We start from the raw sequence: 23905 nt of genomic DNA on the forward strand, positions 1-23905 counted from the left end.
CAATTATGAGTCGTAATCCACGTATTGACAATAGGAGGTCACTTCATATTATCTCTTTACAATCTTCGCCAAAGACATATTTAAAGGCGAAATCATTTAATAAATTTGCACTCCTCATGAGCATCTCTTTTCTAGTAGGCACTTTCTACATACTCATATACGAAATTTATTAAACTATTTTAGAAAAGATGAAAAAAATGCATCCTTAAACAGATGCATTATAATATGTCGCAATATCACTCTCTGAAATATAGCCACACTCAGCCATCGCCTTTAATACGGCATATTGTTTTTGTTTGGCTTGGGCAAAATGATAAACTAATTCATAATTATTTGGCGATTGGGGAATCCCTGCAAGTAAAGAAGCCTGCGCTATAGTCAGATCTTCTGGATCTGTATCAAAATATCCATAACTTGCTTCATAGATACCTGTATAGTTATTTCCATAATTGATCACATTCACATATAGGGCAATGATTTCATTTTTAGAATAATGCTTCTCCAAATAACGCGCTACAAATAATTCTGTACTTTTACGATCCCACGTACCATCAAACATACCATATAAATTTTTAGACAATTGCTGCGTAATCGTAGAACCACCACTCTTTAATAGATCATCATCAAATTGGGATACAAGTGCACGCATAAGCCCAATATAATCAACGCCTCTATGATCATAAAAACGACGATCTTCTATTGCCACTGTTGCTCGTACGAGTTCAGGTGATAAATCATCATATCCGACAAAAGTAGATCTAGATGTGACTTCACTTACCACATCATCCACAGATTGAGATTTTGTTAATTCTAAATAACCCCAATATCCTTTGCCGAAAAAGATGCCTACAAAGGCAATAATCAAGATTAATAATAATTTAAATATAAACTTAACAAACTTTTTCATACCTAAACATTAACATAAGAAAAAGAACTTGTAAAATTACAAGTTCGTAAGATTAATCCTTTAAAGTCACGTGTGAATCATCTTTAAAGATTGAATTTGCCGCAATCTGGCCACGCACGCGAGATAGTGGATATACATTTGTGTGTGGACCAATAATCGTTCCTGGACAAAGTACAGAGTTACATCCAACTTCTACATAATCACCCATAAAGGCACCGATTTTTCTTAATCCTGTTTCAAATTCTTCAACCACATTATAATTTTCATCTTTTCTTCTTAAGATGATATTGTCACGAGCACTCTTTAAATTACTTGTGATACCCCCAGCACCCAAGTGAGAATGATATCCAAGAATACTATCTCCTACATAGTTGTAGTGAGGTGTTTCTACATTGTCAAATAAAATACAGTTCTTTAATTCCACACTATTACCAACTACGCAGTTTGCGCCCACTAAAGCACTTCCACGCACAAAAGCACAATGACGAACCTCTGTTTCAGGACCAATGATGCATGGAGCTCCTAGATATGCACTTTCAAAGACATTGGCACTCTTGTGTACCCATACGTGTTCTTTGACTTCCACATAATCTTCTCCTAAGTTTTTACCCAGTTCTAAAATCAAGTCTTTGATTCCCGACAAAGCTTGCCAAGGATATTCAAACTTTGCTAAATAATCTTTTGCCAAAGTATGATCTAAATCATATAATTCGCTTATTTTGTACATAAAACTTCCCTCTTTCTTACCACTCAGGCTCAAATTTTAATTCAACCTGAACGTCATCTTCATTTATATCTAAAATCGCATAGCTACATGGCTTTCCATCTCTAGAATGCGATAAAGATCCTGGATTTACTAATGTAACACCATCGAAACGATCTAAAAATGATACGTGTGTATGTCCAAAACATACAATGTCACAATTCAATTCCTTAGCACGATTCACCAGTTGCTCACTTCTTAAAAAATAAGAGAACCGATGAGAATGTGTTACATAAATTTGATGTTTACCAATCGGTATGATTCTTTCATTTTCAAAACGACCAAAATAATCATTGTTTCCACGCACAATGATATAGCCTGGAAAATTCATCGGATCATCCTCTAAATCACCACAATGAATAAACAATTTCGCATTCGGATGTTTTTCCTGGATTGTTTTTAATATATCGTTTCTTCCATGAGAATCACTCACAACAACTATTTTCATAAAGTCTTTTACTCCAATTCATCCGGAAATGACATTTGTTCCATACCCTTGCCGCTATCATGCATTAATTTTGCGGTTTTTACACCCACATAACGAAGCATAAAAGGCTGATACCAATGTCCCGTCTTCTTTTCTTGTTCCTGTTGGTAACGAATTACAAAACCATAGCGATACGCATTTTCTTCAATCCATTCCATACGCTTTTTACTTTCTTCAGACAGTTCTTCTTCGACTTTTGAATAATCATATTCATCATCGACATATTGCCTACATAGATCGATCCATTCATCATGGCCCTCTAATACAATCGTATACCCGAGTTGCTGCTCATTTTTGCCGGCACTAAACATATAGTGATCAACACCCTCATATTCTTTGGATGCATTGACATATTGATCTAGAATTTGTTCATAATTCAAATAACCACTGACCAAATTCAAATGATCCTGACCATCCATAACAGACGCATACGAATCTAACATATTCGTTAGATCTTCGACCATACATATTTGAACAAAGATAGTATTAAATGTCGTAATCTTTTCTGGTATATACTTATATACCGTATTTTCCTGATTTAATACAGCATACGGATTGGTTGGATCAGCAATCAATCTTAAATCTGAATATAATACAGCTTCGTTTTCATAGAACGTCGTTAAATCAATATATGAATAGTGCATCAACATTTGTTTTAAAGAATCATACGAAAAATTCTTTCGAAAACGATTCACAAAATTGACGATGTATTCATTATCTGCATCCTGCGTTTCCTTGGCTTCTTTATAATATAACGTATTTTTTAAATCGAAATCTTTCAACTCTATAAAATCCATAAATTTATCCGGAGTAATATGTTGATTTACCAAATAATCAATATCATCACTATCTAGATATTTTAATAAAACATCACGATTTTCATCGGTTGTATAAGGATATCGAGCTAAAGGATCGTACGATTTATCCATAGTATATAGACAATATAAGCCAACCGCTAGACAAACCACAATCAATAAAATACGTGCTCGCAATTCTTTTTTACTAATCAAAATAAGTACCTCACGCACCCCATTATACTAGACTATTACTTCTCATGCAAACGAGCATATAGAATCTTAGCCACATCTTCTGGAATCACTTCACTCAATTGTTCTACACTCGCAAGACGCATCTGCTTCATGCTTTTAAAATGCTTCAACAATTCCTTTTTACGCTTCGGCCCAATACCACTCACCGTATCCAATACAGATTTTGTCATAGACTGATTTCGAAGTTTTCTATGATATGAAATCGCAAATCGATGCACTTCATCCTGCATACGTGTTAATAAGAAGAATAAGCTCGATTTGGAATCAATCTGAATTTCATTTAAATTCACATCCATCAACGCTCTTGTCGCATGCTTATCATCCTTTACAAGTCCTGCCACTCTTAAATCAAGCTGCAACATATCTATAATTTCTTTGGCCGCAGCAATCTGTGCAGCACCACCATCCACCAACAATAAATCTGGCATCGGCAAATGTTCTTTCAACAATCGAAAGTATCTTCGATAAATGACTTCTTTCATACTGTCCACATCACTGCGATACCCATCTAATTTATAATGACGATATGAATTCTTATCGGGTAAGCCATCCTTAAAGACAACCAAACCACTCACATTAAACGTACCTTGGATGTGGGAGTTATCAAACATTTCAACCGTATGAATATCCGCATTGAATATTTTTGACAACATTTCATTGGCCTGACGCAACTCATTATCCTTACGAAATACCAGTTTAAACTTCTGTTCATGTGCTTCCTTGGCATTTTTATAAACTAAATCTATCAGTTTCTTTTTTTCACCACGAACTGGAATATGCACATTCGTATTTAAAGCTTCCTTTAAAACATCCACAGGCGTTCCGGACGGCACCAAAATTTCTTTTGGCACCACATTTTTTTCATAATACTGCATGATAAAGCTAGTAAAGGCATCCATCTCATCTTCATATAACGGTGTAATTGACATATTTCTCTCCAATAATTTTCCTTGACGAATAAAGAAACCTTGAAAAGAAATATATCCAGAATCCACATAATATCCAAATACATCACGATTAGCACGATCTTTAAAGTCAATCGTCTGTTTTTCAATGACATGCTCTAATGCTTGGATCGTATTATAGATTTCCTGTGCTTTTTCAAACTGCAAGTTTTCACTGGCCTCCATCATTTTAGCCTGCAAAGAATCCATCACCTCTTTGGTGTCTCCCTGCAAAAACTTCTTAATTTTTTTACGCGTCACTTCGTTTTCCTTAGGATCAATCTCATGAATACAAGGTCCTAGACATTGGTGCATGTGATAGTACAAACACGGAGAATCTGGAATATGACGACATTTACGTACGCAAAAGATCTGATTGATCAATTTCACGATTTCATAAGCCGACTGACTACTTGGATACGGTCCAAAATATTCACTCTTTTTATTTTTGATATTTCGTGTTGTACGCACCACAAAATTATTCTCTTTTGTAATCTCAATATATGGATATGTCTTATCATCCATAAACATGATGTTGTAAGGTGGCGTATGTTTTTTTATTAAATTGATTTCTAATAATAAAGCCTCTTTTTCACTGCCCGTCACGATAAATTCAAAATCACGAATGTGCGACACTAAACGCGTCGTCTTATTGTTGTGGGTACCATGAAAATAAGAACGCACACGATTCTTTAATACTTTGGCCTTTCCCACATACAATATATTCTGATTTTCATCTTTCATGATGTAACAACCAGGAGAATCTGGAAGTAAGGCTAATTTATCTTGTAAATGTTTAGAAACACTCATTTTATCCCCTACTTTAATATAACGATAGTTGCACCAAGTCCACCTTCACTTGGACCGGCACTGTTAAACTTAGAAACATTTGGTTGTTTCTTTAAATCCTTCCATACGGCTGTACGCAAAGCACCCGTACCCATACCATGAATGATACGTACTTGTTTAATGTGTTTAACGACAGCTTGATCTAAATATTTATCTAAAGCAGCAACGCCTTCTTCAACACGCATTCCAATTAGATTCAACTCCAAAGGAAAACGACTGGATACCGATTCTACATGCGCTTTATAAGTTGCTTTCTTGATTTGTGGCTTATGCATAGGCTCCAACTTAGAAATTTTCACCTTCATCTTCATACCATTCGTTAAAACGGTAGCTTCATTTCTTCGAATATCCACAATTTCACCATGCGAATTTAAACCTGTGATTTTTACATAATCACCAACCTTAAATTCTTTCTTATCGTCTTCGATTTCTTCAACATGCTCATTTAAAAGATCCAGTTCATGCATCTTTTCAATCTGCTTATGCTGCTTACCCGTCTTTTCTTTACGAAGCACAGTTAAGATTTCTTTGGCCTCTGCCTTTTTCTTTTCGAGCATCTCATTCAATTGTTCCTGATACGATGCATCCAATTGGGCCTTACGCTTTTCGATTTCTTTTTCTTTTTCGCAAGCCTCCTTTTGAACGCGGTGCGCATCTTCAATCAATTGATTAAAACGCTCCTTTTGTTTCAAGACATCATTTTGAAGTTTTTCTAATTTCTCCAATTCTTTTTCTGTCTGCTTTTCATTTTCATTCTTTAAAAAATCCGCTCTTTCTAAAATGGACTCTTCTAAATTGTATTCTCTGGCAATATGAAAGGCATAACTTGCTCCAGATACACCAGGAATATATTTATAGGTTGGCTTTAATGTTTCTGGATTAAACTCAACACTCGATACTAATACAGAATCATTTGCTTTTCCATATGTTTTTACTTGCGAATAGTGAGTTGAAGTAATGATCGTACTTCTTTTTGAAATCAAATACTCTAAAATCGCAACCGCAAGACTGGCTCCTTCTAATGGATCGGTACCATTTCCAATTTCATCCAATAAGATAAAACTATTCTCATCACTCTTCTGACAAATATGAGACAAACGAGAAATATGACTTGAGAAAGTCGATAAGTTATTTTCAATGGACTGATGATCTCCAATGTCAAAATACATCGATTGATAGAATGGTAGAATGGCTTTATGACATAATACGGGAAAGGCTGCATGGGCCAAAGCTACAAAGAGTCCAATTGTCTTTAATGTGACAGTCTTACCTCCCATGTTTGGTCCTGAAATCATAAGGCAAGCTTGTTTATCATTTAATTCATATGTGTTACAAACCACTTTCTTTTCATCAATCAAAGGATGTTTGGCATGTTCTAAATACATAGAGTGATCTCTTGATTGTAAAGATGGAATGCATCCATCATAGCGTACTGCCCATTTTGCCTTTGTGAAAGCTACATCAATTACAGTTAATGTTTCTAATGCCGAAGTTAAAGACAACGCATTTTTCTTAACTTGCATCGACAATTCCTTACAGATTCGTTTCTTTTCTTCTTCAATTCGAATCATCAAAGAAGAAATCTCATTATTATCAGCTACAAAGCTGGATGGTTCAACATAATAGGCGAGTCCTGAACTTGATTGTCCATGAATCATACCGCCAAAGGCATTCTTGTCTTGGGCACGAACCAAGACAACAACACGTCCAGATACAGTTGTCGTCATATTTTCCATAAGTTTTAAACTGTTCTTCTTTAAAAACTGTCTTGATTTTGATTGTAATGCTAAGCGCGTATCTACCAACGCCTTATGCATACTTTTTAATGCGGGTGTCGCATCTTCTTTGACTGATCCTGTTAGATCAATCTTTGAAATGATAGAATCCATCAAACGTGTACATCCATCCATAGATTGAGCTAAATTTGTCAGTTTTGGATAGTCAGATTCATCCAGGCTTTGTTTGGCTTGTTTAACAGCCATTAAAAAATGGTAGATGGAAATCAATTCTTTACTTGTTAGTGTCATCTGTTTCGAAGCTTTTGAGACTGGTAAAGAAATATCATTCGCTCCTGATAAAGAAAGTAAGCCTCCGGCTTGTTCAAACTGAATGGCTTCTTTGGCATAGTTTAATTGTTCTTGTATTTCTAATTTATCAAATACAGGTAACGCATTTAAAATTTTTTCTTTGGTGCAAGAAAAGCTAGAAAATGCAGAAACCTGTGTTAATACACTTGAAAAATCAATAGCCTGGTTTAATTCGTTTCTAAAATTTTGTTCCATAAAATACTCCGTTCTCACCTATTTTAACACAAAATTTATGGTAAACTAAATAAGGTGATTAAAATGGCAACATTGACAAAGAATATGACAAAAGAAGAGATCTTTCAATTAAAAAATAGATTATCTCCTTTTATATTAAAAGAAAGTACACCACAGTATACGTACTATCAAATCAAGACGAAAGAATGTTCGATTACGGCATATACAAGTGGTAAAGTTGTATTTCAGGGAGCCGATCTTTCTTGGTTAGAACCAAAACAAACAAATAGTGAAGCACAAGATCAAGCGGGTAGCGATGAAGTGGGTACTGGTGATTATTTTGGTCCAGTTGTAGTAGCTAGCTGTATTGTCACAAACAAGGCTCGCAAAAAACTTGCACATCTTGGCATTCAAGATTCAAAGCAGGTGGATGATGTTAAGATTCGTAAGCTTGCACCTATCATCAAGGAAGTATGTCCACATAGTATTTTGATTGTTCCCAATACAAAATATAATGACATGCATGATACTTGTAATATGGTGGATATGAAGTGTCGCCTGCATAACCAGGCTTATGTAAATTTGGTGCATAAAGGATATACGCTTCCTAAGCAGATTGTTATTGATCAGTTTGTGCAAGAAAAAAGTTACTATCGCTACTTACAAGGCTTTCCTGAAGTCATTAGAGGTATCACTTTTGAGACCAAGGCCGAAAACAAATACCTAGCAGTAGCTTGTGCGAGTATCCTGGCAAGAAATGCCTTTCTAGAAACGTGGGATCTTATGGAAGAAAAATATGATTTTAAATTTGAGAAAGGTGCCGGAAGCAAGGTGGATGTGTGCGGCAAGAAATTCGTACAAAAATTTGGAAAAGAAAAGCTTTACCAAGTGGCAAAGCTTCATTTCAAAAACACACAGAAGATTGGAGTTTAATTTCCAATCTTTTTTGTCTTCTTCGATCATTTTCAACTAAAGAATAATATCGCTCTTTATCTTCATACATCTTTTGATCGCTTCTTGTAAAGTTTCAGATAGATTTGAACAAGTTTCTTTCCACACACAACCTGTCGCAACACTGATTTCTAATTCTTTCATTCGTTTAAGTAATTTTGCATATTGATCAAAGAATAAGAGTTCGGATACATCTTGTCCAATGACCACAAACTCATCTCCACCTACACGATAGGAATTATCTAAGAAGATTTCTTGTAGAGCATATGATGCAGTAATAATGAGTGTATCACCTGCGATATGTCCTATTTTATCATTAATTTCTTTAAGTCCATTTAAATCTTCATTAAGTTCATCAGATTTTTTAGAAATTCTACGAACTATTGCGATATAGAATCCACAATACAATAAGAGAATCAATATTTCACAGATGACCATGACCATATAATTCTTTTTCAGTGTTAAAACACTCGCAAAAGCATCCTCTTCATTTACCACAACTAAAATAAAAAGTCATCTAATTGGATGACTTAACGCTCACTGATTTTTGTTTCTACATCAATCTCATAAGGAAGCTGTACAAGCTTTACTCCCGCCTCATGAAACATACGCTTACTCGCAATATTACCTTCAGTTCCATCATACTTATCACTTTCATATACTACGCAAGAAATACCAGCCTGAATAATGGCCTTTGCACATTCATTACAAGGAAATAACGATACATATAAAGTACAACCATGAAGGTCTTGAATGCTATTTAAGATTGCATTCAATTCAGCATGCACAACATAGGGATACTTAGTCTCGAGAAATTCACCATCTCGATCCCAAGGAAACTCCTCATCTTCACAACCATAAGGAAAACCATTGTATCCAAGTCCAACCACTCTTTTTTGAGGATTGACTATACAAGCTCCTACACGCGTATTTGGATCCTTTGAACGCTTTGCACTCAAATGAGCCATGCCCATAAAATATTGATCCCAACTTAATACATCATCACGCATTATTCTTCCCCTTTTCTAAGTTCATTTAAAACTCTTTCAAAAGTAGGTTCTAAACCAATCTCAAAACGCATCTTTTCCTTTGTCGTAGGATGCACAAATTCCAACGCACACGCATGCAACAACTGACCATTGGCCTGAATTGTTTTTCTAGGACCATACTTGAGATCTCCTGCGATTGGATGTTCAATATACTGCATATGAACACGAATCTGATGTGTTCTACCTGTCTCTAACTGACACTTGATATACGCAAATTTCTTGAAGTTTTCTAATACTGTAAAATGTGTAATCGCATCCTTCGAATTATTTGCGGTAACCGCCATTTTCTGACGATCCTTTTCATCACGACCAATTGGTGCATGAATCGTACCATGCTCGTGCGTAAAAGGATTATGTACAATAGCTACATATTCACGATGACACGTTTTATCCTGTAATTGCTGACTTAAAGATTCATGGGCCACATCATTCTTGGCAACAACCAATAATCCTGACGTATCCTTATCAATACGATGTACGATACCTGGACGCATCACCCCATTAATACCACTCAAATCTTTACAATGATACAACAACGCATTCACTAAAGTCCCAGAATAATGACCAGGAGCTGGATGCACAACCATGCCCTTTGACTTATTGATCACAATAATATCATGATCCTCATATACAATATTCAAATCAATTGGTTCAGGAAGAACTTCCGTGGAATCTAGTTCAGGAATAGAAACCGCGATTTCATCTCCTACGCTAACTTTATAACTTGCCTTCATCACCTTTTGATTGACCAAGACATTTCCTTCGTCCAATAAATCCTTAATTCTCTTACGTGAAAAATCCAATTTTTCCGCAAGAACCTTATCCAAACGATCCAATTTAGTATCTCCATCTATCTTTAAGATTCTTGTTTCCATCTCTCTTGCTCCTTCTTATCATCTATAAACATACTTACTAATATTAATGCGATACCCACTGTTATACAGATATCCGCTACATTAAATACGGGAAATGGATAGCCAAAAATATAGAAACTAAAAAAGTCTCTTACAAAACCTAGCGTCATACGATCGATAAAGTTTCCAATAGCTCCCGAAAAAACTAAAGATAAACAAATCTGATAACGCGAATCATTCGTTTTAAAAAACATATATACCATACCTACTAAGGCAATAATGGTAAGTGTGGCAAAGAAACCCATTCCAGCTCCCGCAAACATACTAAAACCTGCCCCTGTATTTCGAACATATGTCAAATAAAAGAAATGATTGATCATTTCAACCGAATCATTTAATGCGATAGACTTCTCAATAGCCCACTTTGTCCATTGATCCAATCCCAAAGTGACCAACACAATCAATAGTGAAGCCACTGTAGTTTTACCTTTTTTCATATACTTCCCCTTTAAAATGACTTGTTTTTTCGATGCAAAAATAACATCTTAAAAAACAACCATACACTCATCCCAATCGCAATGATGTATCCAAAAAATCCAAGTGCTGGTATTCCCATAATCATCGGCTTCATCTTTGTCGTACAAATCAAGCTTGAACCCATAACCAAAGCGGCAATCAACACACATACAATCAAACGATTCACCATCTGATCAATCTTCGCAAGTGGAGCTTGAGAACCCATTAGATTCAAATTGACCTTGATCTGTCCTCTTTGAACCATCTTCAACACATCGCTTGCCTGCACAGGAATATCAACCGAACGAGAAAGCGCATCAATACCACGCTTAAATCCCGACTTTATTTCTTTCTCCCAATCAATTTTTGTCAAACTTGTCTTATGACTCATCGCAATCTTCATCGTATTCATATTCGAATCTAAAGCAGTTAACGTTCCTTCAATCGTCATCATAGAACGAGCTAACATACTAATGCCTTTAGGCAAAGAAATCGAATATACATGACAAATCGAAAACATATCCTGAATCAGTTTGGCGACATCGATCTCTGAATATGGAACACTCAAATATTGATTCACAAAACGATCCATGTCCGCACAAAAAGCCGTATAATCAATCTCCTTTTTACAATCCCCTATCATCAAGATACAATCCACTAATTTTTGTGTATCCCTCAAGGCAATTGCACGAACAGCCTCCTTCATCGTTTCACGTTCATTCGCATCTAAAGTGCCCATCATACCAAAATCGATCCATACGATTTGATTATCACGAATTCTTAGATTTCCCGAATGCGGATCCGCATGAAAGAAACCATTCTCAATAATCTGTGAAATATAATTAAATGCCAATTTATCCGCTATCTCACTACGATCATAGCCCAGTTCATCTAATTTTTTTGAATCACTAATCTCAATGCCATCTACATATTCCATCACAAGAATATTCTTTCTTGTATATTCATCATAAATCTTTGGCGCATCAATAAACTTACAATCCTTATAATCATTCTTAAAGCGTTTCGCAAATTGCGCTTCAATCGTAAAATCCATCTCCTGTTTTGCGGTTGTCCAAAATTCATCGATGACCATATCTAGATCCACTACGCTTGATACAATATCTGAAAGATTCAATATCTTAACAGCCTTCCTTAACAAGGCCACGTCACGTTCCATCCACTCATAGATCTTAGGGCGCTGAATCTTAAGTACAACTCGTTTTTTACACTTCAAAGTAGCTGCATGCACCTGCGCAATAGATGCTGAACCTAGACAAACCTCATCAATACTTTCAAACTCTTCTTGAAATAAATCGCCATACGTCTCTTGAATGATTTGTTCAACCATAGAAAAAGGCATGTGACTTGCCTGCGAGCGAAGCTTCATCAACTCTTTACAATAACGCTCAGAAAATAGATCCTGTCTTGTCGACATAATTTGTCCAATCTTAACGAAAGTAGGACCCAAGTCTTCAAGTATCATACGTAACTTAACGGGATCCATTCCCTTTTGGATATGATGCTTTCTTAATATAGATACAATCTGCGCAAACCTTGCACTCGTTGACATCGTATTCGTATCACTCATCGTTTCACATCCTGCTTTCTACGTAAAGGCGTATTTGTCACTTTACCCCTTTTTAAATTCCTTAGCGAATTTGACTTCTTTTTATCACCCACCAGAATCATTCTCAACAAATGACTCCAGTCTCTATTATTTTTCACCATAACAGTATTTTAACACACTTGTTAAAAATCAAAAAGAAACAGTATAAACTGTTCCTTAATAGTAGTCATCGACGAATGTGATTTTATCCTTTAAACTCTTGCCATAACGAATACTCACATGAATTTCACCATTCTTTGCACAATACTCATCATAACGCTTTGATTTAAACGTATTAAATATGGTTTGAAGATTCTTTGACATCTCATAATCATCCATCTGCAAATCTAATTTATCCTCATCCTGCACAACATGAAGCATTTTAGGATATGTGATCACCAATGAATTATCTGGCAATTGATCATCTTCCACCATTTCATCCACAACTACACGTACATCGCCAACCGAACTTAAATACGTCTTTGTATATAAGTGACAGCTATCTGGCATTGTCGTTGTCATAGTCTGCGTTTCTTTTGACAAATCAATTTGATTTGGACTAATTTGACTCAATTCATATACAAAAGTTCCACAACCAAACACAAATAATAAGATTGAAACAACAAGTAATAAACCTAACTTACGCATTTGTATCCACCCTCTTAGGCCAAGCACGAACTAACATCAATAGTATTGCCAAACTTCCTAACACAAAGGCAATATCCATACAATATAACCCAGCGCTTGTTGTGGCATACATAGCACTGACATAAATTAACACCACTAAACCAATACCACTGCCAATCAAAACACAAGCTACAGGTATCATAGCCAAGACTAAGATCACCTTTAAGACATCGGATTCAAGATGTCTTGGCTTTCTTTCATGATACAAAGGACGCTCAGGCGTTGGAGGCAAATCACTCGATTTAATATTATCATTCCAAGTATCTTTGATATCATCCATCACACCGACATTATGCGCATGCAAACGATAACGCTCCACTCTTTTAGCCATAACTTTCACAAAGAAATAAATGGCTAAACATAAATATAGGATACGACATAGACTCAGCATAAAATCTGTGATCATATAGAATCCGACAAAGAACGAAAAAATCATCGACAATAAGAATTGGCATAATATATCAACCACAATGACTTTTCCAATCAACATAATCAACACTAAAACAATCGCATCAAATAAAATGTGAAAAATTTCATTCATCGAAAAATTACCTAGCTTAGAAAATAATTCCTCTACCTTCACATACACCTTATCAATCGTTTTATCTGCACGATTTGAAAATGGATCCATCGAATCCGTATTGATCTTATAAGCATCTAAAATTTCTTTTACCAACTCATCCACATCGCCAAAACCAGCAACCGCCTCTTCTTCAGCAACACCACTGGCAATTTTGTCATCAATGTATGTTCCATATTCTAATAGGATGTCTTCTCTTTCTTTATCGCTAATCAACGATAACTTTTGATTTAAAACATCCAAAAATTCCTTTTTTAACACTCTACTCCACTCCTTTCAAATATGCATTTACATTATCTGAAAAATCCGTCCACTCCGATAATAATGCATCATATCTTTCAAGTCCTAAATTTGTGATATGATAATACTTTCTTGGAGGACCCTCTGTAGATTCTTTTAAATAAGACTCCAACAAACGATCGTTCGACAATCGCTTCAACAAAGGATAAATCGTACCTTCATTTACTTGAATCACCTCGTTGATACGAGACACAAGCTGATACCCATATAGATCATCCGATACAATAGCCTTTAATACAATCAACTCTAAAACACCTTTTTTAAATTGAGTATTCATGCGTTTCACCCCTGTTCTTTCCCATTAATGATGGCTGAAACACATCTACATACATCTTTTCCAAAGTTGTCAATGAAAGATTACGAATCGACTGTACATACTTAAAATTTGGATTCACAATCCCATTCTTGTATTTTAACTTCAATTCATACGCCTCATTATATTCAATGGCACCCACACCAATTACTTGAACACACATAAATAATTTCGAAGCTTTATTCAACCCCATGATTTTTCCATTACGAATCCAACCACAAAAATACACTGGAATATTTTGGAAAGAGTATCCCGAAATATGGTCAATCGTAATCACAGGAAGATTCTTTTTTTTACCTAAACACTGCGCATATTCTTTTGTCGAGCCATGCTTAGAACAATAAATGACCGCTCTAGGCTTCATAATATCACCTCATTCACTATTATGATATGCACACTACCTTAGATTGTCAAGTACTGTGCTATATATTTAGTAAAAGCCCCTTTAAACAAGGGGCTTTATGTTAGTTCGTAAATTTTTCGTAGAACTCCATACTCTCAAGTACGCTTGTATCCTGGATTGGATTATCATCCAAACGTAAAGCTTCTAATAATTCTAGATCTTTTAATGGAGTTACATCTGTAATGTAGTTTGCCTTCAAAGTTAGTGAACGTAAATATTTAAGTTTAGATAATGGAGTTAAATCTGTAATCGCATTGTGATCCAAACGCAAATAAGAAATAAACTCTAAATGTTCTAATGGTGTTAAATCCTCAATGACATTGTTGTATAGATCCACATCGCAAAGGTTTGTTAATTCTTTTAATGGTGTCAAATCTTTAACATTATTGTTTTCCAAAGAAATGATTTCCAATTGTTTCATATCCTTTAAACAAGTAATATCCTTAATATTATTACGACCCACATTCAAATACACCATGTCTTTGGCATCCTTTAAAATACGTATATCCTTGATGCGGTTTGTGAATAAATTTAAATGCTTCAATTGATTCGCATTCTTTAAAAAATTGATCTCTGTTAATTGACAGAACTTCGCATCTACACTTTCCAAATGCTCAACATTTGCGAATTTTTCTAAACTCTTCAAGCGGTTTTTTGAAACATTCAATTCTTTTAAATCACCCAAGTTATTCAATAAAGACATGTCCTTAAATCCAGTCTGCTCCATAGACAAAGATTCTAAATGATTTAATTCCTTCAAGAATGTAAAGTGTTCTGGTTCATTATAAGAAATATTCAAAGATTTAAGATTTGAAAATTCCTTGAGCATAGAATAATCCTTTAAATATGGACAGTTAGATACATTCAATTTCTTTAAATTTTTCATTGACAACAATGGACTTAGATCCGACATTAAGTTTGTGTTTAAATCCAATTCTTCAACATTAGAAAGATATGTTAAATCTTCAATATTGAATAAACGCATACCACCCATATCCAATTTCTTTAATTTTTTAAGCACCCCTAAGATGGCATAACTAAAAGGACCATTTTCAGTATTGATATGAACCTCTTCTAACTTCTTACAGTGCTCTAAATAAATCAAACTATCAACTTTCGCCTTGGAAAGATTCAATACTTCCAAATCAATCATAGCAGCAATACTTGAAATATCCATTGTATATAAATTGTTTCTTGAGATATTTAATTTTTTTAGTTGTCTAAAACCATGTAAAGCCTGCAAATCTCTTAATTGGTTTCGAGAAACATTTAAACAAACTAAATTATGTAAATCTTTGATTGGATCCAATGTCTGCAACTTATTATTGCTCGCATTTAAAGTTTCTAGATTTTCCGCATACTGCAAACCTTCTAGATTCTCTATTTCATGATCTTGTACTTCTAAATGGATCAATTCCTTCATCAAATTTTCGTTTAGTTCTTCTTCTTTAACACGCAAAGTACGCGCAATTACACTACGTAACGCATCATCTTGAATAAGCATAAAACAAATGCCCTCCTTTATATATTCATTATAATCAAAATATAACATAATAACTATATAAAAATAGTTTTTTTAATGACAATGTTGTTAGAAAATGCTAAAATGAAAGCAGTTAAGGATTAGACTCGTATTCTGATTGTGATAAATGCTATTGTATGCAAATACTTTCTATTTTAACGGTCAAAGGATATTGGCTTAGTCCAGGAGGTATAGGCATGAGCACAGGTAAAGTAAAATGGTTTAACGCTGAAAAGGGTTATGGATTCATTACCAGTGAAGATGGAAAAGATGTATTCGTACACTACTCATCAATTAATTCTGAAGGATTTAAAACTTTAGAAGAAGGACAAACTGTTACTTATGACGTTGTTGAAAGCAATCGTGGACAACAGGCTAACAATGTCACAGTTGTAGATACAGCTGCGTAGAAATTTGTTCGAATCAAGCGCACAATGTGCGCTTTTTTCATGAAAGAGAGGGATTTTATGTTAGAGCGATATGAAAAAGTAAAAGAATATGTATATTCTCAATATGCCAAAATTTATAATGAAGATTTAAAAGTATCCGCCCTTACCCATACAGCTAGTGTGGACCTTTCCATTACATTTATTGCCATGGCAAGAGGCACAAATCTAGAACGAGCTAAAGTAGCTGCTCTATTTCATGACTACGCTCAATTTATTGATAACTGCCCACATTCTCAACATGCTAAATTATCAAGTCTTCACGCCTATAAGTACTTAAAAGAAAGTGGCTTATTTAAAACTACAGAAATAGATGATATTACTTATGCGATTCGTCAACATTCCAAAAAAGAATCTTTTGACTCACCACTTTGTGAAGCCTTAAAAGACGCTGACGTATTAGCTCGTTTCTTAGAAAATCCCGAAAAAGAAATCACAGGAATGAAAAGACAGCGCCTGCTTAACGCTTGCGCTGACATTCAAAGTCATTAAAATTTTTGATAATACAGTTCGACACTCGCATCGAGCTGTTTTTTTAATTGATTAAACACCTTCATAAATACGTCTTTATCATACACAATCCAGTCAATATAGGAAAAGCTCTTACCAATAGCTCCCCCAACCACTTTACCTGCATGCACCTTAGAAATAGTTTCATCCAATTGTTTCGATAATTTCTGACGATACAAAGCATCTTCTTTATTATGGAAAGGATTCGAATAATACACATAGCCAAACTCACCATCTTTACTCGATAGATCTGCAAGCACTTCTTCCTTTTCCTCAATCGTTTGTTCCACCAATAAAGGATGCGTAGTAAAAATAAGCTTCATATCTTTTCTTAAGGCATCGTGCGCAAAATCCTGAATTGGCTGATATACCGAATAAATATCAATTGGCTTATCATACACTTTCCAATGATTCTTCTCAACAAGAGCCATAATCACTTCATAAAAATCAATCATTTGACAGAACTTCATATCTGAGTCTGGCGTATCGATAAAATCAACACGACAAATATATGCCTCATACGCAAGCTGGCCAATCGCAAGCTCCATAAGATACATACTCATTTCTTTTTTATTTTCCGGATTACCAATTAAATTAAATCCAGGACAATATACTTTACAATCCAACATATCATTTTCAATTTGATAGAATACATGAAAATCTGCTAAAGTATATTCCTCATTTTTGATTTGAACCATGGCCTGAATCGCCTTTTGCGACATAGGCGGTAAAGTCGCATTCATGATCCACTTTTGTTTCACACTCTTAGGTGCAATGTCACAAAGCATCTGACACAAATATTGCGTTGTCTTATTTGGACCTGTGTCAAAGGTCATCTCAAAAGAATCATAAAAGCTTTCGACAAAGAAATGGGCACCACTAATTTCCATTACCTCTTCATCCAATTCTTGAATCAATTCGTTTAATTCCTCATATTGTTCGGCCTTTAAACAATTAATAATTGCACCCTGTTTTTCTTCAAAATGCTTCCATAACGCTAAACCATTTGTATAAGCACTCATTGATGATCTCCCTTCTTATAATTCTTTAATCATAGATATCAAGGCATCCGCCACAAGTTTATGACCCTTCTCATCCATATGGATTCCATCCAGACTTCCAGCTACAGCACTCGTATCAATCACTTCTACATTCAAACCAGAACAACCTTTTTCTAAGTATGGCTTTGTATTCGCTAAGATATCAAATCCAGCTTGACCAAAATTACTAACTGTTCTTTCATTCTTTAAGCCATCCACATTCATTTTAGGTGGACACACCACAAAAAATTTAGGTAGTTTAGATCCATCACGATAGTTTTCCGGATTTAAAGCTCTATACATCAAAGTACGAATCCCTTTCTCTAAAGAAATGGAATTCGTTGAAAATTGACGCTTCGCATCATTCGTTCCCAACATAATAAACACAACATCAATGGGAGCATGCGTTTTTAAAACCATCGAAATCATTTTAGCTCCATTACGATCTGCATCATACGGATCATCCAAGCACAATGTTCGACCACATAAGCCTTCCTCAATAATTTCATGTTCACTAAATACCTTTTTAACAAGCTGCGTAAAACGATTTGGTTGTCTAGACGCATTTTTGGTATCATAGCCCCACGTATTACTATCCCCAAAAAATAATATCTTCATCGTAATATCCTCGATTCTGTAATGATCATATCTAACTTTACATCGGTTGGTTTTACATCAAATTCCATTTCCTGCACATCAAATGCTACCCCAATCTTCAATGCAGAACTTTTACTTAAATACCGATCATAATAGCCTTTTCCATACCCCATTCGATACGTACCAAAGAATCCAACGAGCGGTACTAGAATCACATCTAAATCTTTTACCTCATGGATCCCAATGGGTTCAATTGTTGAAAATGGCCCCTTACTTTTTTCTTCGTAATCCGAATAAAAGGCAATCGTAGTATCATCTAACGTCTTAGGTATATATAAATCAAATTCATCACGAAACTTTGCATATACATCCACTTCATTTCGAATTGGAATATATGTTCCTATTTTTCCTTTTAAAAAAGGCAAAACACAATTAGTGATTGCCTTTTCCTTTTCAAATCTTTTTGAATTTGATAATGAACTACGCCTTTGAATGCACAACTTTCGCTTATCCAATGCTATCACTCATATCCAGTTTCAACATTTGATTCAATTCAACCGCATATTCCATTGGAAGTTCACGCGTAAATGGTTCTAAGAATCCCATAACGATCATTTCCGTAGCTTGAGAACGAGTTAAACCACGAGACATTAAATAGAACAATTGTTCTTCACTAATGTTTGAAACTGTCGCCTCATGTTCAATTTGAGACGTATCATTATAAGATACATTCATCGGAACTGTGTCACTACGTGATTTCTTATCTAAAATCAGAGTATCACATTCTACTTTACTCTTGGCATATGCTGCATTTTTAGAATGTGTTACCCAACCACGATAGTTTACTTCACCACCATTACGTGCAATAGATTTAGAAATAATTGTACTAGAAGTATGAGGAGCTAAATGAATCATTTTACTTCCTGCATCCTGAATCTGGTTTTCACCGGCTACCGCAATCGAAATCGTTGTTCCCTTTGCGTATGGCTCAGCCAAAATACAAGCTGGATACTTCATATTTACATGGGAACCAACATTTCCATCAATCCATTCCATGTGTCCATTTTCAAATACTTTTGCACGCTTAGTCACTAAGTTCAAGATATTGCTTGACCAGTTTTGTACCGTTGAATAACGACACTTCGCATTCCTATGTACATAAATTTCTACAACTGCCGCATGTAAAGAATCTTTTGAATACGTTGGCGCAGTACATCCTTCTACATAATGTACATCAGCACCCTCATCTACAATGATCAACGTTCTTTCAAACTGTCCCATCTGCATGGAGTTGATACGGAAATAGGATTGAAGTGGTTTTTCCAGCCTCACACCCTTCGGTACATAAATAAAGGATCCACCAGACCATACTGCTGTATTTAAAGCTGCATATTTATTGTCTGTATAAGGAACAAGTTTACCAAAATATTCCTTTAATAAATCTGGACATGCCTTTAATGCAGAATCCGTATCCAAGAAGATAACACCCTTCTCTTCCACTTCCTCTAACATATTGTGATATACAACTTCACTCTCATATTGTGTAGATACACCGGCCAAGAATTTTTGTTCCGCTTCCGGAATTCCTAGCTTATCAAACGTATTACGAATCGTATCTGGAACTTCATCCCATGACTTTTCCTGCTTATCACTTGGTTTGATGTAGTATGTATAGTCATCAAAGTTGATTTCACTTAAATCTGGACCCCAATTTGGATTTTGTTGCTTTTCAAAAGAATGGTATGCATCAAGTCTTAGCTGCAACATCCATTCAGGCTCATTTTTGATTTTAGAGATCGTACGAACTGTTTCTTCATTCAATCCCTTTTGGGTTTTATAAACACTGACATCTTCATCATGAAAACCATATTCATATTCACTAGAAAGTGTGATATCTTTTTCGTTACTCATCTTTTCCATCCTCACTTTCCTTAATCATTTCACGCATAGCCTTCCATCCAATTGTGGCACAATTGATACGATTGGCTTGTTTTCCAACATTTTGAAACGCTATGGCCTCATCTAAAACATCTTCATCATATTCTTTTTGATCAATCATTTTGAAATAATTGTCCATAATTTCTTTTGCTTCTTCTGTTGTCTTTCCTATTAATAGTTCAGACATAATTGAAGTCGAAGCTGTTGAAATTGTACAGGCAACCCCATCAAAACGAATATCATCAATTTTTCCATCTGAAATTTTTGTCTGCACCGTAATATCATCAATACAAGAATCACTCGCCATATGACGTGACATGTAACCATTGTCTTTTGTCAATTCTTTATTACGAGGATAGTCATAATGATCCATAATAATCTGGCGCATCAACATTGGATCAATATTTGACATAATTAAGCTTCCTTCCTAAAAGAAAATGCTGACACAGTTTTCCACTGTCGCATTCTTCAAAGCATCAATCAATTGATCGACTTCTTCTTTTGTGTTGTACAAATAGAAACTTGCACGACAAGTACCCGGAGTCTTCAACACTTCCGGAAGTAATTTAGCACAATGCTGTCCTGAACGAACGGCAATGCCAAATGTATTTAAATAGCTAGCGACATCTTGTGCAAAAATCATTTGATCTTTATCCTTCACATTAAATGTCACAATTCCACTCTTCGCATTTTCGTTATATACAACAATATTCCCTAAAGCTTCTGCTTTTTTTAAGAAATATTCCTTTAATTCTACTTCATGCGCATGAATATTCTCTTTTCCAATCGCATCCAAATAATCCATGGCAGCTGCCATACCAATTACACCTTCAATTGGTTGTGTTCCAGATTCAAACTTTAATGGCGTTTCCCTTAAAGTTAATGAACAAGACTTGTCAAAGCGCGCATTACTTTCACCACCATAGAAAATTGGTTCTAGTTGATCCAACCATTTTTTCTTGCCATATAAAGCACCTACGCCTGTAGGACCACACATCTTGTGAGCACTAAACGCATAGAAATCACAATCTAAATCCTGCACATCAATATTTAAATGAGGAGTACTCTGCGCTCCATCAATCACTAACAAAATGCCTCGTTCATGACAGATCTTGGCGATTTCCTTAACGGGAGCCACAAAACCCAAAACATTAGAAACCATCGCCATCGCAACAACTTTAACTTGATCAGTTAAGACACGTTTAAAGTTTTCAACTGTGATCTTACCCTCTTCATCCAAAGGAATGTAATCGATTTTAGTCCCTTTTTTCTTTCCCGCTTGCATCCAAGGCAAGATACTTGAGGCATGTTCACTTTCGTCACTTAAAATGATATCACCTTCATGTAAAAGCTGTTCTGTAACCATCATAGCTACAAGATTCAAACCTTCACTCGAGCCTGAAGTAAAAACGATTTCTTCTTTGTGTTTCGCATTTAAGAATTTTTGAGTACGAACACGAGCCCCTTCAAAAGCCGCATCGACCTGTGCACTCATTTCATAATCACCACGGTGAGCATTAGCACCAAGGTATGTATAATAATTCACTACGGCATCAATCACGGGTTGAGGCTTTAATGTCGTAGCCCCATTATCTAAATACACTAGAGGTTTATCAGACATCTTACGCGTTAAAATCGGAAAATCTTTACGAATTTTACTGATGTCCATATAATCCAACCTTACTTTCCATTTCTTGACGAAGACTATCTTTCAATTCTTCATCTTCTACTAAATCAATAACTGGCAAGAAATAACCAACGCTTAACAATCCAACAGCTTGTTTTGTGCTCAATCCACGAGACTGTAGATAATATAGCTGATCAGCATCTGGCTGTCCAATTGTTAGAGCGTGGCTTGCCTTTACATCATTTTCATCAATTAATAACAGTGGAATAACTTTTGTCTTATGTCCCTGACCCAAAGTTAATACACGCGTTGCCTGATGAGACTGAGCATCGAAACATCCTTTTTTGATATTTCCATTGGCAACCATTTGATATTGTCCATGATCAAATAAAACGGCAAAGTTTTTCATTTGACCATTTGTATGAGGCGCATTATGTCTTACTTCCATATCGCATACTTTTTCGATGTGTTCCTGACATAATTGACCACTTAAAATTTCATATTCAGCCCCCTGCTCTTTTAGATCCACATAGTGATTCCATTTCAACGGGCTTTTTTCTAGATCCAAGACACCCATTTGGCAGTTGGCATCTTGTTTAAGTACCATATTAATGTTTAATTCGCACGCACTTTCAGCATGGTTTAAAATAAAGAATTTTGAAAAAGAATTTTCTAAACACTCCACATTCAAATCAAATTTTGTACAATCTTTACTCAATTCAATTAAATATGATTTTTGATCATGACGATCAATTTGAATGTTTAAAGTTTCGCTATTGTGTACTTCCTTGCGATTAAGCATATTTTTTAGCTCCACAAGAACCTAAAGAAATAGGTTGTTTATCTTCTTCTTTATTTGCGGTTACGTGGTACTCTTTTTCAATCCATTCATATCCATCCTGGTCAACTTTTTCAACTAAACTTGCATCACCAGATACAACAATTTGTCCATCCATTAATACGTGAGCATGTGTTGGCTGTAAATATTCATAGAAACGTGCATAGTGAGATACGATCAATAAACCAAGATCTGTTTTTTGCTGACATTGGTTGATGGCATCAGAAACAATACGCAATGCATCGACATCAAGTCCAGAGTCAATTTCATCCAACATCGCAATTGCCGGTTTTAACATCATCATTTGAACGATTTCATTACGTTTCTTTTCACCACCACTAAAACCATCATTTAAGAAACGATGAGCCAAGTCTGGTTTCATTTCTAATTGTTCAATAGCTTTATCCATTTCTTTGATAAATTTAAATAATGAGATTGGTTTTTCTAAACGCGCATTGATTGCACTTCTTAAAAAGTCAGAGTTTGTAACACCAGAAACAACACTAGGATATTGCATACCCAAGAAAAGTCCTGCCTTACTTCTTTCATCGACTGACATTTGTAGTACATCCTTTCCATCTAATGTAATCGAACCAGATGTAACTGTATATTTTGGATTACCCATAATGGCTGCAAGCAATGTAGACTTACCATTTCCATTAGGTCCCATTAGAGCATGACGCTCACCTGATTTTACAGTTAAGCTCAACCCTTTTAAAATTTCTTTATTCTCCACGGATACATGAAGATCCTTAATGACCAAATCTGCCATACCTTCTACCTCTTTTCACTGCAATATAATACCAAATAATTATTAAAATCTCAATTAATACATCTCGAGCCTTCATTGCAATTTAAAAAGATATCT

At 35.3% G+C, this 23905-nt stretch carries 27 protein-coding genes; 3 read left to right on the top strand and 24 right to left on the bottom strand.

What is annotated here, in order from left to right:
- Positions 1-205: 205 nt before the first annotated feature.
- From LJE08_RS03780 to LJE08_RS03805, 6 genes are read right to left on the bottom strand one after another with little or no spacing between them, the layout of a single operon-like run.
- Positions 206-907, bottom strand: coding sequence for a biosynthetic peptidoglycan transglycosylase (locus LJE08_RS03780; RefSeq protein WP_117924737.1), 702 nt, complete (start codon positions 905-907; stop codon positions 206-208).
- A 52-nt stretch (positions 908-959) separates the two neighbouring features.
- On the bottom strand, positions 960-1634 hold the full coding sequence (locus LJE08_RS03785) for a UDP-N-acetylglucosamine pyrophosphorylase (protein ID WP_117924739.1): 675 nt from the start codon (positions 1632-1634) through the stop codon (positions 960-962).
- A gap of 16 nt (positions 1635-1650) precedes the next feature.
- Positions 1651-2118: a metallophosphoesterase gene (locus LJE08_RS03790; protein WP_186998819.1), complete on the bottom strand. Its 468-nt coding sequence runs from the start codon at positions 2116-2118 to the stop codon at positions 1651-1653.
- 8 nt (positions 2119-2126) lie between these two features.
- A complete protein-coding gene (locus LJE08_RS03795) occupies positions 2127-3167 on the bottom strand; it encodes a D-alanyl-D-alanine carboxypeptidase family protein (RefSeq protein WP_227402459.1) in 1041 nt (346 codons plus the stop codon).
- A gap of 35 nt (positions 3168-3202) precedes the next feature.
- Positions 3203-4960 carry an excinuclease ABC subunit UvrC gene (gene uvrC / locus LJE08_RS03800; protein WP_217256756.1) on the bottom strand — a complete coding sequence of 586 codons (1758 nt, stop codon included), beginning with the start codon at positions 4958-4960 and terminating at the stop codon, positions 3203-3205.
- An 8-nt stretch (positions 4961-4968) separates the two neighbouring features.
- Positions 4969-7281 carry an endonuclease MutS2 gene (locus LJE08_RS03805; protein WP_227402460.1) on the bottom strand — a complete coding sequence of 771 codons (2313 nt, stop codon included), beginning with the start codon at positions 7279-7281 and terminating at the stop codon, positions 4969-4971.
- 63 nt (positions 7282-7344) lie between these two features.
- On the opposite strand from LJE08_RS03805, the gene rnhC reads away from it, so the two are divergent.
- Positions 7345-8193, top strand: coding sequence for a ribonuclease HIII (gene rnhC / locus LJE08_RS03810; protein ID WP_227402461.1), 849 nt, complete (start codon positions 7345-7347; stop codon positions 8191-8193).
- Positions 8194-8229: 36 nt separating this feature from the next.
- On the opposite strand, the gene LJE08_RS03815 is transcribed toward rnhC, so the two are convergent.
- The 10 genes from LJE08_RS03815 to LJE08_RS03860 all read right to left on the bottom strand — a co-directional run bounded on the left by LJE08_RS03815 (position 8230) and on the right by LJE08_RS03860 (position 16023).
- A complete protein-coding gene (locus LJE08_RS03815) occupies positions 8230-8709 on the bottom strand; it encodes a diguanylate cyclase (protein WP_227402462.1) in 480 nt (159 codons plus the stop codon).
- Between the two features lie 32 nt (positions 8710-8741).
- Entirely contained in the window at positions 8742-9224 is a 483-nt protein-coding gene (locus LJE08_RS03820; RefSeq protein WP_117571467.1) for a dCMP deaminase family protein, read from the bottom strand.
- The gene (locus tag LJE08_RS03825; protein WP_227402463.1) at positions 9221-10135 is read right to left on the bottom strand and encodes an RluA family pseudouridine synthase; all 915 of its coding nucleotides are present in this window, start codon (positions 10133-10135) and stop codon (positions 9221-9223) included. The genes LJE08_RS03820 and LJE08_RS03825 overlap by 4 nt, the downstream gene beginning before the upstream one ends.
- A complete protein-coding gene (gene lspA / locus LJE08_RS03830; RefSeq protein ID WP_117924757.1) occupies positions 10117-10611 on the bottom strand; it encodes a signal peptidase II in 495 nt (164 codons plus the stop codon). Before lspA ends, LJE08_RS03825 begins: the two co-directional genes overlap by 19 nt.
- An 11-nt stretch (positions 10612-10622) precedes the next feature.
- Entirely contained in the window at positions 10623-12218 is a 1596-nt protein-coding gene (locus tag LJE08_RS03835) for an AarF/ABC1/UbiB kinase family protein (protein WP_186998813.1), read from the bottom strand.
- A gap of 195 nt (positions 12219-12413) precedes the next feature.
- Positions 12414-12884, bottom strand: a complete 471-nt coding sequence (locus LJE08_RS03840) for a hypothetical protein (protein ID WP_186998812.1) — start codon at positions 12882-12884, stop codon at positions 12414-12416.
- Positions 12877-13764, bottom strand: coding sequence for a DUF1700 domain-containing protein (locus tag LJE08_RS03845; protein WP_186998811.1), 888 nt, complete (start codon positions 13762-13764; stop codon positions 12877-12879). Before LJE08_RS03845 ends, LJE08_RS03840 begins: the two co-directional genes overlap by 8 nt.
- 1 nt (position 13765) lies before the next feature.
- The gene (locus LJE08_RS03850) at positions 13766-14080 is read right to left on the bottom strand and encodes a PadR family transcriptional regulator (protein WP_186998810.1); all 315 of its coding nucleotides are present in this window, start codon (positions 14078-14080) and stop codon (positions 13766-13768) included.
- The gene (locus LJE08_RS03855; RefSeq protein WP_117924769.1) at positions 14064-14480 is read right to left on the bottom strand and encodes a hypothetical protein; all 417 of its coding nucleotides are present in this window, start codon (positions 14478-14480) and stop codon (positions 14064-14066) included. Before LJE08_RS03855 ends, LJE08_RS03850 begins: the two co-directional genes overlap by 17 nt.
- Before the next feature lie 100 nt (positions 14481-14580).
- On the bottom strand, positions 14581-16023 hold the full coding sequence (locus tag LJE08_RS03860) for a leucine-rich repeat domain-containing protein (RefSeq protein ID WP_117924771.1): 1443 nt from the start codon (positions 16021-16023) through the stop codon (positions 14581-14583).
- Between the two features lie 215 nt (positions 16024-16238).
- Between LJE08_RS03860 and LJE08_RS03865 the strand changes: the two genes are divergently transcribed.
- Both LJE08_RS03865 and LJE08_RS03870 read left to right on the top strand, forming a co-directional pair.
- Complete coding sequence (locus LJE08_RS03865) at positions 16239-16451, top strand: cold-shock protein (RefSeq protein ID WP_117924773.1); 213 nt, start codon at positions 16239-16241, stop codon at positions 16449-16451.
- Between the two features lie 57 nt (positions 16452-16508).
- Positions 16509-16979 (top strand): HD domain-containing protein, encoded by a 471-nt coding sequence (locus LJE08_RS03870; RefSeq protein ID WP_117924775.1) that lies wholly within the window; start codon positions 16509-16511, stop codon positions 16977-16979.
- Here LJE08_RS03870 and LJE08_RS03875 read toward each other — a convergent pair.
- Genes LJE08_RS03875 through sufC form a run of 8 tightly spaced genes read right to left on the bottom strand, consistent with a single transcriptional unit; the run spans position 16976 to position 23809 of the window.
- Positions 16976-18019 (bottom strand): hypothetical protein, encoded by a 1044-nt coding sequence (locus tag LJE08_RS03875; protein ID WP_186998806.1) that lies wholly within the window; start codon positions 18017-18019, stop codon positions 16976-16978. The genes LJE08_RS03870 and LJE08_RS03875 overlap by 4 nt on opposite strands.
- A 15-nt stretch (positions 18020-18034) precedes the next feature.
- Entirely contained in the window at positions 18035-18655 is a 621-nt protein-coding gene (locus LJE08_RS03880) for a GDSL-type esterase/lipase family protein (protein ID WP_227402464.1), read from the bottom strand.
- Positions 18652-19149 carry a 5-formyltetrahydrofolate cyclo-ligase gene (locus tag LJE08_RS03885; protein ID WP_227402465.1) on the bottom strand — a complete coding sequence of 166 codons (498 nt, stop codon included), beginning with the start codon at positions 19147-19149 and terminating at the stop codon, positions 18652-18654. Before LJE08_RS03885 ends, LJE08_RS03880 begins: the two co-directional genes overlap by 4 nt.
- On the bottom strand, positions 19142-20554 hold the full coding sequence (sufB, locus tag LJE08_RS03890) for a Fe-S cluster assembly protein SufB (RefSeq protein WP_370633230.1): 1413 nt from the start codon (positions 20552-20554) through the stop codon (positions 19142-19144). Before sufB ends, LJE08_RS03885 begins: the two co-directional genes overlap by 8 nt.
- On the bottom strand, positions 20538-20984 hold the full coding sequence (sufU, locus tag LJE08_RS03895) for a Fe-S cluster assembly sulfur transfer protein SufU (protein ID WP_117924783.1): 447 nt from the start codon (positions 20982-20984) through the stop codon (positions 20538-20540). Before sufU ends, sufB begins: the two co-directional genes overlap by 17 nt.
- A gap of 15 nt (positions 20985-20999) precedes the next feature.
- The gene (locus tag LJE08_RS03900; protein WP_117924785.1) at positions 21000-22241 is read right to left on the bottom strand and encodes an aminotransferase class V-fold PLP-dependent enzyme; all 1242 of its coding nucleotides are present in this window, start codon (positions 22239-22241) and stop codon (positions 21000-21002) included.
- Positions 22228-23001, bottom strand: a complete 774-nt coding sequence (locus LJE08_RS03905) for a SufD family Fe-S cluster assembly protein (RefSeq protein ID WP_117924787.1) — start codon at positions 22999-23001, stop codon at positions 22228-22230. The genes LJE08_RS03900 and LJE08_RS03905 overlap by 14 nt, the downstream gene beginning before the upstream one ends.
- Positions 22994-23809 (bottom strand): Fe-S cluster assembly ATPase SufC, encoded by an 816-nt coding sequence (gene sufC / locus LJE08_RS03910; RefSeq protein ID WP_227402466.1) that lies wholly within the window; start codon positions 23807-23809, stop codon positions 22994-22996. Before sufC ends, LJE08_RS03905 begins: the two co-directional genes overlap by 8 nt.
- Positions 23810-23905: the final 96 nt, after the last annotated feature.

The organism is Holdemanella sp. DFI.5.55 (assembly GCF_020593575.1).
Taxonomy (GTDB): domain Bacteria; phylum Bacillota_I; class Bacilli_A; order Erysipelotrichales; family Erysipelotrichaceae; genus Holdemanella; species Holdemanella hominis.